The 12,295-nt window shown below is 41.5% G+C and carries 15 protein-coding genes; 8 read left to right on the forward strand and 7 right to left on the reverse strand.

Annotated features, from left to right (window positions below; translation table 11 throughout):
- Window positions 1–380: 380 nt before the first annotated feature.
- Together BLS28_RS19755 and BLS28_RS19760 are read left to right on the forward strand one after the other, a co-directional pair.
- Complete coding sequence (locus BLS28_RS19755; protein WP_256337489.1) at window positions 381–959, forward strand: Crp/Fnr family transcriptional regulator; 579 nt, start codon at window positions 381–383, stop codon at window positions 957–959.
- A 75-nt stretch (window positions 960–1,034) separates the two neighbouring features.
- Window positions 1,035–1,931: an SDR family oxidoreductase gene (locus tag BLS28_RS19760; protein ID WP_091171599.1), complete on the forward strand. Its 897-nt coding sequence runs from the start codon at window positions 1,035–1,037 to the stop codon at window positions 1,929–1,931.
- Window positions 1,932–2,089: 158 nt separating this feature from the next.
- Here BLS28_RS19760 and BLS28_RS19765 read toward each other — a convergent pair whose 3' ends face one another.
- The 4 genes from BLS28_RS19765 to BLS28_RS30970 all read right to left on the reverse strand — a co-directional run bounded on the left by BLS28_RS19765 (window position 2,090) and on the right by BLS28_RS30970 (window position 4,155).
- Window positions 2,090–2,272, reverse strand: a complete 183-nt coding sequence (locus tag BLS28_RS19765) for a LytTR family DNA-binding domain-containing protein (RefSeq protein ID WP_091171600.1) — start codon at window positions 2,270–2,272, stop codon at window positions 2,090–2,092.
- Between the two features lie 310 nt (window positions 2,273–2,582).
- Window positions 2,583–3,089 carry an anti-sigma factor gene (locus tag BLS28_RS19770; RefSeq protein WP_091171602.1) on the reverse strand — a complete coding sequence of 169 codons (507 nt, stop codon included), beginning with the start codon at window positions 3,087–3,089 and terminating at the stop codon, window positions 2,583–2,585.
- Window positions 3,086–3,667: an RNA polymerase sigma factor gene (locus tag BLS28_RS19775; RefSeq protein WP_091171604.1), complete on the reverse strand. Its 582-nt coding sequence runs from the start codon at window positions 3,665–3,667 to the stop codon at window positions 3,086–3,088. Before BLS28_RS19775 ends, BLS28_RS19770 begins: the two co-directional genes overlap by 4 nt.
- A 329-nt stretch (window positions 3,668–3,996) precedes the next feature.
- A complete protein-coding gene (locus BLS28_RS30970; RefSeq protein ID WP_176844522.1) occupies window positions 3,997–4,155 on the reverse strand; it encodes a hypothetical protein in 159 nt (52 codons plus the stop codon).
- A gap of 106 nt (window positions 4,156–4,261) precedes the next feature.
- On the opposite strand from BLS28_RS30970, the gene BLS28_RS19780 reads away from it, so the two are divergent.
- From BLS28_RS19780 to BLS28_RS19790, 3 genes are all read left to right on the forward strand, one after another.
- Window positions 4,262–5,182, forward strand: coding sequence for a hypothetical protein (locus BLS28_RS19780; RefSeq protein WP_256337490.1), 921 nt, complete (start codon window positions 4,262–4,264; stop codon window positions 5,180–5,182).
- 3 nt (window positions 5,183–5,185) lie between these two features.
- Window positions 5,186–6,007, forward strand: coding sequence for a TerC family protein (locus tag BLS28_RS19785; RefSeq protein ID WP_091171608.1), 822 nt, complete (start codon window positions 5,186–5,188; stop codon window positions 6,005–6,007).
- 167 nt (window positions 6,008–6,174) lie between these two features.
- On the forward strand, window positions 6,175–6,642 hold the full coding sequence (locus tag BLS28_RS19790; RefSeq protein WP_091171610.1) for a phosphatidylglycerophosphatase A family protein: 468 nt from the start codon (window positions 6,175–6,177) through the stop codon (window positions 6,640–6,642).
- 136 nt (window positions 6,643–6,778) lie between these two features.
- Here the strand turns inward: BLS28_RS19790 and BLS28_RS19795 are convergent, their stop codons facing one another.
- From BLS28_RS19795 to BLS28_RS19805, 3 genes are all read right to left on the reverse strand, one after another.
- Complete coding sequence (locus BLS28_RS19795; protein ID WP_091171612.1) at window positions 6,779–7,471, reverse strand: response regulator transcription factor; 693 nt, start codon at window positions 7,469–7,471, stop codon at window positions 6,779–6,781.
- A 128-nt stretch (window positions 7,472–7,599) separates the two neighbouring features.
- Entirely contained in the window at window positions 7,600–9,411 is a 1,812-nt protein-coding gene (locus BLS28_RS19800) for a sensor histidine kinase (RefSeq protein WP_091171615.1), read from the reverse strand.
- Between the two features lie 221 nt (window positions 9,412–9,632).
- Window positions 9,633–10,001: a DUF3127 domain-containing protein gene (locus BLS28_RS19805; protein WP_091171616.1), complete on the reverse strand. Its 369-nt coding sequence runs from the start codon at window positions 9,999–10,001 to the stop codon at window positions 9,633–9,635.
- An 88-nt stretch (window positions 10,002–10,089) separates the two neighbouring features.
- Between BLS28_RS19805 and BLS28_RS19810 the strand changes: the two genes are divergently transcribed.
- The 3 genes from BLS28_RS19810 to BLS28_RS19820 all read left to right on the forward strand — a co-directional run bounded on the left by BLS28_RS19810 (window position 10,090) and on the right by BLS28_RS19820 (window position 12,252).
- Window positions 10,090–11,265, forward strand: coding sequence for a THUMP domain-containing class I SAM-dependent RNA methyltransferase (locus BLS28_RS19810; RefSeq protein ID WP_091171618.1), 1,176 nt, complete (start codon window positions 10,090–10,092; stop codon window positions 11,263–11,265).
- Window positions 11,266–11,763 carry a hypothetical protein gene (locus tag BLS28_RS19815; protein ID WP_091171619.1) on the forward strand — a complete coding sequence of 166 codons (498 nt, stop codon included), beginning with the start codon at window positions 11,266–11,268 and terminating at the stop codon, window positions 11,761–11,763.
- Between the two features lie 249 nt (window positions 11,764–12,012).
- A complete protein-coding gene (locus BLS28_RS19820) occupies window positions 12,013–12,252 on the forward strand; it encodes a helix-turn-helix domain-containing protein (RefSeq protein ID WP_091171621.1) in 240 nt (79 codons plus the stop codon).
- The last annotated feature ends 43 nt before the right edge of the window (window positions 12,253–12,295 follow it).

Consider the following 12,295-nt stretch of genomic DNA (forward strand, 5'->3'; position numbering starts at 1 on the left):
TAATGAGAATGCAATCAAAATACAGATATGGTGCGCTTTTATTGCCGATCTTCTAATCAAAATTGTCCAGGTACAACTCAAAAGACAATGGTCTTTCTCTAATCTGAGTTCTATTATAAGACTCCATCTGATGAGTTATATCCACCTATTTAACTTTCTGAACGATCCGGAGAAACTGTCCGTCATGTCAACAAATCACTCACGGCAACTAAAATTGGGGGGGCTTGGACATCCGCTTTAAAACCTAAATCCTTCTTTTTATATCATAATGCAGTCTTTTTATAACAATAACAAACTTTACCGGACAACAGTGATGATCTATCGGAATCTCATTTTATACGCATCTGAAAACTTGCTATTGAAATGTTTATTATTTTTGGATGATGCATCCGGAATTTGAAACATATCTGCGAAGGAGTGGCCTGGCTGAGGAAGCGGTCCGCAGGGTCAGTGATCTGGCAGTGGCAAGAAAATTGCGCCGTAATGAGCTCCTTTTTAGCGCAGGCGAAATTTGCCGGCACAAGGTATTTGTTGTAAGCGGGCTACTGCACACGTTCAATATCTCGGCGGGAGGTAATCAGCATATTTTGCAATTTGCACCGGAAAACAGCTGGACGCTTGATGTTGAAAGTTATGACCGGCAGATACCCTCACAAGTGAGCATAGGAGCAGTAGAACCCAGCGAGATACTCTGCTGGCAAAAAAAGGATTTCGATATGTTGCTGGCAGAGGTGCCCCAACTAAAAAAATTTGCCGAAGGCCTTATTGCCCGTAATATCCATTACAGCCGGAAGCGGATCCTGATTTCATTAAGCGCAACGCCCGAAGAAAAGTATGAAGATTTTATCCAAACCTTCCCGGACTACCTGGCTCGTTTGCCCCTGCGTATGATTGCCGCTTATTTGGGCATCTCCATAAAAACCCTTACCCGTATCCGTCACGCGCAGCTCCTGCGCTAATTGAAATTATGGTCAGCTGACCATCTTTAGCATGATTTTATTGGGGAATTTTGTATCAAATAAAATCATTGACCTATGCGTGTATTTGTAACCGGAGCCTCAGGATTTGTAGGCTCAGCAATAGTAAAAGAACTTTTAGAGGCAGGCCATGAGGTACTTGGCCTCGTCCGTTCAGATAAAGGCGCTGAACAATTGGCATCAACCGGTGCCGAAGTATACCTTGGCGACATCAACGACCTGAAATTTATTCAGCAAGGTGCCGCCGCGTGCGATGCTGTAATCCATACGGCTTTTAATCATGATTTTTCACAGTTTAAGGCCAATTGTGAAGCCGACCGGAAGGTAATTGAAGCCCTGGGCGATGCACTTGTCGGAACAAGTAAACCTTTAGTTATTACCTCCGGAGTAGGGCTTTTGAATTATGGCCGGCTGGTTACAGAAGATGACGCGCCGCCTGCAGGATCAGATGTTATTCCGCGCGTAGCTTCAGAGGAGGCCGCCGCGGCTGCCGCGGCAAAACGTGTAAAAGTTTATACGGTGCGCCTGTCGCCCAGTGTGCATGGTGAGGGCGACCATGGTTTTGTACCGATGATCATTAATATGACCCGGGAAAAAGGAGAATCGGTCTATATAGCTGAAGGGAGCAATCGCTGGCCTGCCGTTCACCGTTCAGATGCCGCAGTTCTATATCGCCTGATTATAGAAAAGCAACCTGGGCTTCGTGTGTTTCACGCCGTAGCTGAAGAAGGTATCGAATTTCGCGAAATTGCCGAAGCAATTGGTCAGGGCCTGCATTTGCCTGTACTGAGCAAAACAGGTGATGAAGCGGCGGCGCATTTTGGATGGTTTTTACACTTTGCATCATTGGGTTGCCCCTCATCCAGCGAAAAAACACGCGCGGCCCTAAATTGGCAGCCTAAAGCTGTCGGGTTAATTGCTGATATGAGAGCTGCCGGTTATTTCCAGCAATAACATTGACCAAAACTTTAAGTTTACTCAAAGAACAAAAGCCGTCGTATACTTTTGCGATGGCTTCTGTTCTTTGGTTATTGGGTAATGAGTATTAAAAAAACCAAGCTTAAGTAACCAAACCACGGATAACTTCATAGTAAGCACCGCTCACCGGCAATTCAATACCTGCTTAATTGCACTGTACGATTTTGTAAGGATTTTATTTTACCTACCGGAACAATATACCTGTGGTGAATGCGCTGAAATTTTGCAGAAGGCAGCTTTTTCAATACCTCTTTTAATGGCATTAGCGTAAGTATGGGCTTGTCATTGGTTAAATGGATCCGGATATAATTTTCCATCGGGGAAATTTTAAATGGAATCTGTTATTGGTTTGAGAGAAGGATCGCCTTTAAAAAATAAAAGCCTCCCAACCTTGCGTCGGGAGACTTTCAACCTAAACCTTATCACAATTAAACCGGTAAGTTTACCAGTTCGTAAATCTTGTCACAATCACTGTGCCAAAAGCGGCGACTTTTTAAATTTTTATTTAATGTATTCTTGTTGATACATTAATCATAGGTTAAAACTGAGATTCCTGTTACAAAAGCCAGGTGTGACCAGTGTCAATATGACACTTTGGATGATTTGGCATATAGAAAACTGAACACTTTATGCCTCTTTTGCAGCTTTTTTTCTACGCAGATAACTATCAGTTAAAAATAGCGCCAAAATTACGTCAAACACGAAAAAACTTTTCATGAAAGCGCTATTGAAAATGGCGTTGGCTGCAGGCAATTTTAAATTTGCAGGTAGTTTAATGTTTACAACACTGAACGGATTTCCAGAAATTTGGACATTTGAAACGGTGATTGCCAGCAGGGCCAATATGCTTAGCACAAAAAAAGCCGCAATACCCAGTATAATCTTTTTATTTATAGTTGATTTTAGAGGTGCCAGTGCCTGATCTGCCCTGATAGCCTCCATTACATTATAGTTAAAGGCCATTGATGGTTCATCAAGTTCCAGGCCGGCAAACTCCTGGTTTAGCACAAGCAGCTCTGTGTACTTTTGTTTGTACAGCTCATCTTCCTCAATAAGCCTGGCAATGGCTTCCTGCTCAGCCGGTGTGCAGGTACCATCAATATAGTTCCAAAGTTTTTCTTCGATGGTGTTCATATCAGTTCTTTCACCTCGTGTTTTAAATTGCGCTCCAGCTTTTCTTTCAAACGCTGGCGTGCCCTAAATAGTTTAACCTTAACGGTATTTGTTTCAATACCCATTGTTTGGGCAATTTCTTCTAACGATTGCTCCCCCTTATAAAACAGGGTAATAATAGTGGCGTCATCGGGCAGTAATTGCTCAATTGCCTGGTTCAGGTAATATGACCGCGATTTGTTTTCTGCGTTGTTGGTATCATATGCCGATTCATGGCTCTCAACCTGTACAAATGTACCTTCATCATCAATCGAATCGGTATCCACCCGTTTCTTTCTTAAAAATGTCATAGCTGTAGTATAAACTATACTATACAGCCAGGTACTGAATTTTGACTGCCCCTGGAACGAAGCCAGCGAGCGGTACGCTTTCACAAAACAATCCTGCGCAATCTCTTCAGCATCTTCCCGGCCCTTTGCAAAACGCAGGGCCAGCGTAAAAACAAAACGCTGGTGCCGCTTAACCAAATCAGCGTACGCGAACTGGTTACCAGCCAGGGTTTGCTCAATAAGTTCGATATCTGAAAGCTTGCTCTGCATTATATAACCCCTGTGACCACACTTTTACAGACCAGGTTACACCTTTATGTAAATATAATTTATTTTGATGGGAATAGATATGGTATTAGGGGATTGCGCGTGGGGCGCGTTAGATTGCAGTGTAAAGCCCGGAGCGCGTAGAGAGGTTGCGGGTAGGAAAGGCGAGGACTTGCAACGAAAAGCCCGGGCCGGAGGCAACGCCATTGTCTGAATCAGAATTTACAGAATTTGATAATTGACCGAATGCTAAACCAATAAAAAATCCTTAGTTCATTTAGCTCAGGTATGATATTAAAAGAAATCCGAATTCGAAAATCCCAACTCCGAAATCAATCATAGCGTTGCCTGCGGCCGGGCATTACGCTCATACGCCTGCAGGCATTACGCTCCCGGCCGGTATCCGCTTCAATCCCTAACGCAAATTTGGGTTCAATTAAAGCGGTGCCCTCTAAGGTCAATAATCCAAATACACACCCGATTCGTAACATACGCCCCAACATTCAATCTCATAATTTTGTATTTTTACATTTATAAAAGGGATATTGTACGTTGATGGATGAAAACAGGCTAAATATTTTAAATAGCTCAAACAGGATGCTCAGCAAGCTTCAACTGCTGTCGGTATTTTTTGAAGATGAACTCATTTATAAGATCTACCTGCGTACCCAGGTTATCCATAAGCTTTTTGAAACCAATCCCGAAATCGATATCAACAAGCTGGAACTTTTTCATGTGCAATTTACCACCAGTCTGGTCGACCTGCTCCGCAAGATCAAGAAGAACAACGAGAACAATGTAAGCCTTGTGCTCGACGAGATCCAGCTTACCCGGGAAATGATTGATAAGATGGATGATAATGTGCTCACCGAGCAGGATTTCAAGATAGACAGACAACGGCAGGCGCTGAAAGTAAACCTTTCGTTGCGGAAGCTTTACCAGGTACTTTCAGATAACTCGGCTGATTATCCTTTCTCCAAAAATATCAATGCCTTCAGCCTGCGCTATGGTTCCGATTTTTTTTATAACATAACTCCCGAGCTGTATAATGAACTTGTGCAGCATAACTATAATGATACCTATCATAATAACTACGCTACTATTCAGCGTAAGCTGATGGGGGTATTGTTAAAACGCGAGTTCCGTACAGAGTTTTACTGTGGGTTAAAGGCCGGTAACCTGATACTGGAAGTATATAAATTTATGGATGAAGACAGGCACTTTTTATTTTCGCCTGCCAATAATTTATTCCTATTTTGCGATGTTACAAAGCTTTCGGGCATCGAGCATAATAACAATATGTCAAAAAGGGAAAAACTGATGCATGAGCTGCAGGACAAAATTGATAAGCTGCAAAGCGATGTAGTTACCATGAAAGCTTATATGCCTCCCGAAATAAAAAGCCTATTAGCCGAAAACTACAAAAAAATAGCCGACATCAACTTTTTACAAAGCCTGAGCGATGTGGATGTGCAGGCCAATATTTTAAAAGCAATGCTTAATACCGATATTATATAATTTATGGAGTTTTTACATTACCTGCTTGGCCCCGACCTTAAGGCCGGCCTATTGATTGTCCTAAACCTGATTGTTATTGAGAGCCTCCTATCCGTTGATAATGCTGCCGTACTGGCTACCATGGTACTTGACCTGCCTCCGCATCAGCGTAAAAAAGCACTACGTTATGGTATTATAGGTGCATATGTTTTACGGGGTGTTTGTTTGTTTTTAGCGGCATGGCTGGTATCTGTTTGGTGGCTGAAACCACTTGGAGGCCTTTACCTGATATACCTGAGCTTCAATTATTTTAAAGGCAAACTGAAAAAGGCCGACGGCGATGCTGAAGAAGAAACGGTTGATAAAAACAAGAACTGGCTTTACCGCTCAACCGTTGGTTTGATAGGTAATTTGTGGGCAACTATAGCTTTAGTGGAGCTGATGGACCTTGCCTTCTCTATTGATAACGTTTTTGCAGCTGTTGCATTTACTGACCATAAGATGTTAATTTATATTGGCGTGTTTATCGGGATCCTGGCTATGCGATTTGTTGCCCAGGCTTTTGTGAGGCTGATGGAAAAATTCACTTTCCTGGAAACCGTAGCTTTTATCGTGATTGGTGTACTGGGCATTAAACTGGCCTCATCGTTATTCATCCACCTTTATCCTGAAGCGGGATTTTCAAAATTGATGGAAGGAGAAAGCGCTGATATTTTCACTTCGGTGTTTACGGTAGCGTTATTTATTATCCCGGTACTTACATCATTGCTGTTTAACTTCCCAAAAAGACATACTATTGAACCAGAAGTTGCAGAAGCGGCAGAGGATGTGCTGGATAAGCAGTAGGCATACATTCCTTTATTTGTCATTTCGATAGAGCCGAAGGGTGTACTTTAGCGGGTGAGGACGAAAGAGAAATCTTATACTTTACGCCATGACCGCAGGAAAGGTGTATAAGATTGCTCACTATCGTTCGAAATGACAATTTTTAATTCTTTAACGATACAAATTAAATGTTCCTAAATAAAACAATAGCTTCCATTTTTGGCATCGGTTTTTTAAAAGGCGGGGGTACTTACGCCGCCATTGTTACCTGTGGCTTTATCTGGTTATTGTGGCAAAACCCGGCTTTGCAAAATCCCTGGTACCTGTTGGCTATTACCATATTTGTTACCGCACTTGGCGTATTTGTAGGCAATAAGGTTGAACCCGACTGGGGCGAAGACAGCTCGCGTGTGGTAATTGATGAGGTTGCCGGAATGCTGATAGCTATGCTTTTTATCCCTGCTAACTTATATTTCCTTTTAGCCGGATTGGTATTGTTCCGTTTTTTTGATATTGTGAAACCGCTTGGCGTACGCAAAATGGAAGATCTTGGCGGTGGTTTGGGTGTAATGATGGATGATGTGCTGGCTGGCGTTTACTCCAATATCCTGCTTTGGATTGGATATTTTGTGTGGATGAAATTTGGAGCACATTAGTGAAAGAGCGGGTTTGTGAGATTTCCTCTTCCTAGCCCATAAAATCAAATATGTGGTTACATAGCTAACTTGGTTAAGCCCCCTTGAGGCCTATATCACACAAATAATTTTTTCAACACAAAAATTAACCCTGAGTTCAGTTAATCAGTAGCTTATACCCCCGTCCGTGTACGTTGATGATCTCCACGTTAGGGTCGTCTTTCAGATACTTACGGATCTTGCTCAAAAATACATCCATACTCCGACCGTTAAAATAATTGTCATCATGCCAGATGTTCAGCAGGGCTTCTTCGCGGGTAAGCACCTCGTTTTTATGCACACACAACAGGCGCAGTAATTCGGCCTCTTTGGTAGATAGCTTTTGCTGGTTGTCTGTTGTCATGATCATCTGGGTTGTATAATCAAACGTATATTTCCCAATTTTAAAGGAGGTTTGTTTCTCCTCTTCCTTTTTGCCGATATTATCTGTACGTTTTAACAGCGCATTTATACGAAGCAGTAATTCCTCAATGCGGAAAGGCTTGGTGATATAATCATCTCCCCCCAAATTGAAGGCCTGGGTTTTATCTTCAATCATGCCTTTGGCAGTCGCAAAAATAATAGGCACCTGGGCATTTATCTTACGGATATCCTTACCAAGCGTAAAACCGTCCTTTTTAGGCATCATAACATCCAGTATCAGCAAGTCATATGTTTGTTTGGTAAAGGCGCGTAGGCCTTCTTCGCCATCTTTACATAAAACCACATCAAACTTACCTTTCAATTGCAGGTAGTCTTGCAGTAACAGGCCTAAATTGGCATCATCCTCAACCAGTAGTATTTTCTTCATATATTTTCCAAGTCAGGAAGATTTTTTAGTCCGGAAGTCCGAGGTCGGAAAGTCCGTAAGTCTTTATTTATTAAGTGGCTGAGCTTATCTTACGGACTTTCGGACATCCCGACTTTCCGACTTAACAATTACGCCACTGCAAACTTCAGCTCAAACTCCGAGCCCTTTTCTTTTTCTGATCTCACGCTTATGGTACCGTTCAGGCGTTTTACTATGGTATTAACATAGCTTAAGCCCAACCCAAAACCTTTAACGTTGTGCACGTTGCCGGTAGGGATGCGATAAAATTGTTCAAATATTTTTGATTGCTGGTCGCGGCTCATGCCTATACCTTTATCAGCTACTTTAATAACAATTTGCCCGTTTTTAACAAAAGTACTTATAGTTATATCAGGCGCTTCGTTGCTGTATTTAATGGCGTTATCAACCAGGTTGTATAATACGTTCGAAAAATGCAGCTCATCAGCAATGATATAGGCTTTTTCGGCATCAAGGTGCAGTGTGGTTTTAGCATTGCATTTTTGCAGTTTGAGCGCCATACTGTCAAGCACTATGGTAACCATTTCATTTACATCAACCGGTTTTTTATCCAGTTTAAAATCGTTACGCTCAATGCGGGCAATGTTTAATACACGCTCTATATGGCTGCCCAAGCGGGCGTTCTCTTCAAAAATGATGTTCGCTAAACGGGCTACCCGGTTTTTATCTTCGGCAATTTCATTATCCCTTAAAGCTTCACTGGCAATCATGATGGTTGACACCGGGGTTTTAAACTCGTGGGTCATGTTGTTAATGAAATCGATCTTCATTTCGGAGATCTTTTTCTGCCTCAATATCGAAAATATAGTATAACCGAAGCAAAGGATCAGCACCATGGTAAGGCCGCCGGTTGTAGCCATGGTAGCAGTCATATTGCTTAAGATCAATGAGTTTTTTTGCGGAAACGAAAGCCTGATCTTTCCGGGGTCGTTGATCACCTCTTTGGTAAAAATGGGTGTTTGGTAAGTATTTGCCGCTACAAACACAGGCAGCTTTTCGCCCTGGCTGTCGCTGGCATTTGAAAATATGAGCGAGTCGCTGTTGGCGGTTGTTACTTCGTAGCTGAAAGGCAGAAAAATGCCTTTATTATGCAGCTCAAAACGCAGTAACGAATCTATCCAGAAAGGGTTGATCCGTTTATTCAACGGTTCGCCCGATTTACGGTATTCTTCGGCCAGGTTTTCAATAACTGTGGGCTTATTGCTCAAACTGTTAGCCTTTTCAAGCGAATCGGTCTCCAGCATTTTTTTTATTTGTTGAACCTGCCGTTCCTTTTGCTTACGGGTTTGTTCCTGTACCCATAACGGATTGATACGCGGTACCGAGATCATTTGTTTGCCAAACTGGGGGTCGACGTAGACATACCTCAAGGTATCATACTTATGAAGTTTTTTAGGATGACCTACCCTGCGGGTAATACGCGTATGCACTATCTCGGGTGTAAGTTGCTCATGTACTACGCCAAACTCGTCTGTATATTCTTCTACACGTACTTTAAAATCAACCGTACCTTCTGTTTGTAGTAAGCCGTTAAGCTCATCATCCATTTTTCTGCGCTGGATCATGCGCTGCAAACTATCGCGCAGTAAAGCAATCCGTTTTTCGCGGGCAGATGAATGTTTTTTTGTTTTTGGTATTCCCGCTACTTTTATCGTGCTTATGTCCTGTTCTTCATTATCGGTGCTAATGGTAGCTTGCTGGGTTTTGGTTTTCAAAAAGTTATTCGCATCCTGGCGGGTAACCTTATCTACCACATTGTTCATAGCCTCCCTTACCTGGCGATCGAACGAATCAGACTGCATCTGGTATGATTGCCTCAGAAAATAAAATTGCATAGCCATTACGCCCAGCAACGCAAAGCTCATTAAGCCAATAATTAAACCTATGCTCCTTTTCTTCATTTATTAACAAACAAAATTATCCTAAATCCGCACACAAAAATTGCATTTAACAAAATTTAACAAATGTACATTCAATTTAAAACTCTGCTGCTTAATATTTTATTGTATCAATTATTAAGATGTCTGTTTAAGGCTATGGGTTATAACGGGCAGCGTATAAACAACAAAAGGCCCATTAACAGGGCCTCTTGAAATATTTTACTTATGCTTTTCTTTATTTATTAGAATGGCAGATCATCATCATCGGCCGATGAGCTGATATCAGCTGACGGAGCTGCATATTGCGGTGCAGCAGGCGCGTTGTTAGCAGCAGCCAGCGGGGTAACCCTCCATAACTGCAATGAGTTAAAATAGGTTTTTTTACCCATTTTATCTGTCCACGGGCGGCCTTTAAGGTTAAAAGAAACCTCTACATCGTCCCCAACTTTTACGTTATCCAGTAAATTGCAACGATCCTGTATAGCCTCAAACTTTAAATATTCAGGGTATTGAGGGTTCTCAATATATTCAAGTATAAGTTCGCGTTTTTTAAGTGAATCGGTTACTTGCTGGGTAGCCGATACTTCATGTACCTTACCTTTAACTTCCATAATTAGTCTTCAAATAATTTAAAAATGTAAAGTTAATAGTAAGAAATTAAAATAGGGGCTTTTTAATTCTTAATTTTACCGAATTAATATGCAAGTTTTCCACACCGAAAGTAAAATCATAATTACATGTAACAAAAGGCTTTCGCCTTACCTGCAAAGGGAGGTTGAAGCTTTAGGCTATGAGCCGGTCCGCGTTTTCCCTACCGGGGTTGAACTAAAAGGGACCGTTACAGATACTATTCCGCTTAATTTGAACTTGCGCTGCGCAAGCCAGATCCTGTATTCGTTAAAAACTTTTACCGCCCGCGACCCGAAAGAGCTTTACGATGAGCTGGTAACCATTGAGTGGGAAAAGCTGATTGATTTTACCGGCTATTTCTCGGTATCATCAAATGTAAATAACGAGCACATCCTTACCCCGCTGTTTGCCAATGTAAAAGTAAAGGATGCCATTGCCGACAGGATCAAATCCATTAAAGGTATCAGGCCCGATTCGGGCCCGGAGGTTAATAAAACCCTGGTACATCTTTACTGGCAGGATGACCGTGCCGAAATTTTCCTGGATACATCGGGCGAAACCCTGGCCAAGCACAGCTACCGTAAGATACCCGGCAAGGCACCAATGCTTGAGGCTTTGGCCGCATCAACCATTATGGCTACTAAATGGGATATGAAAAGCACATTCATTAACCCTATGTGCGGTTCGGGTACCCTGGCTATTGAAGCAGCATTGCTGGCTACTGATAAATCTCCGGGTTTGTTCAGGATGAATTATGGTTTTATGCACATACTGGGTTACGATGAAACCGTATTTTTTGCCGAACGCCGCAATTTAAAAGATAAAGCAAAAAAGGAAACCGGCTTTAAAATCATTGCCACTGATATCTCTGAAGACGCAGTTGACATCGCCCGTAAAAATGCCAGAACAGCCGGCGTAGAACATTTGATCGATTTTGCCGTTTGTGATTTTGAAGATACTGAGGTTCCGGCAGAAACTGGTGTAGTAATGTTTAACCCCGAATACGGTGAGCGCTTAGGCGTACACACTAAGCTGGAGATCACCTATAAGCGTATGGGTGATTTTATGAAAAAGAAATGCCTCGGGTATAATGGTTACGTTTTTACGGGTAATCCCGACCTGGCCAAAAAGATAGGCCTGAAGGCAGCCCGAAAAATTGAATTTTATAATGGTAAGCTTGATTGCCGCTTGTTTGAGTATGAATTATACCAGGGCAGCAAACGCGAACCGAAAGAAGAAAATTAAATGAAAAAGATCCTGTTATTTATAACACTTATTTTATCATCAGTACTGGTTAAAGCACAAGCGCAATTGGCATTTCCGTTTCAGGGCGGTAGTCCTATTATGAACCGCTTTTTTAAAGACAGTCTTGTTGTATCGCCCGAAATCATTAAAAAGAAAGCAAGCGGAACAGCGGTGTTTAAATTTACCGCTGATGAAAAAGGTTTGATTAAAAAAATAATTGTTTACTATGCCGATGATGCCATACTGGTAGTACCCATCATTGAGGCGCTAAAAAAATCAAATCATAAATGGATCATCCCCGATCATGAAAAACTGCATGATTTTATTTTGCCGTTTTCCATTAACTTTAATGCGCCGACAAATACAAGCAATGCTACTATAAAGGCGGCATTTGATTATTACAGCAAACGCAAGCCAATCATATCTTATAACCAGGTACCGCTTGAAACGGCTACTTTATTGCCCACGGTAATTGTTAGTTACAATTTAAGCGAGTAGTTTTTTAATAAAAAGGAATTTGGAAGCGACAGACTTTGCGGCCTGTCGCTTTTTTTGTCTTTATTATTAATTAATATGGTTGTTAAAACCTATGTATTTATACCGGCTCTTATAAAGGGCTGTTAATTTTTAATTAAAAAAGTATAAAATATCAGCTTTTCAATTGGTTAGCCATTAAAAAAATTGAAAATTTTGAAATCCATAACCCCATTATTTTCGTTATTTATAATCGAACTAATAAGTAAATGGATGAAAGATATGCTAAATTTAAAGATCAAGGCTATAGCTGCTAACATAAGGCATACCAGGGAGGGATTAAATTACACCCAGGAATACCTTGCAGCCAAGCTGGGTATATCACAAAACGCGTATAGCAAAATTGAGTTAGGTTATACAAAAATAACAGTGGAAAGGCTTTTTCAGATTTCCGCTATTTTGGAGATTGAAGTTGCCGAACTTATCGATACAGAAAAAATAGCCGCTGCTTAACGTTTTATACACAACCCCATTGTTCTGTCTTTTGCTTAGTATC

The organism is Mucilaginibacter gossypii (assembly GCF_900100945.1).
In the GTDB taxonomy this organism is placed as follows: Bacteria; Bacteroidota; Bacteroidia; order Sphingobacteriales; family Sphingobacteriaceae; genus Mucilaginibacter; species Mucilaginibacter gossypii.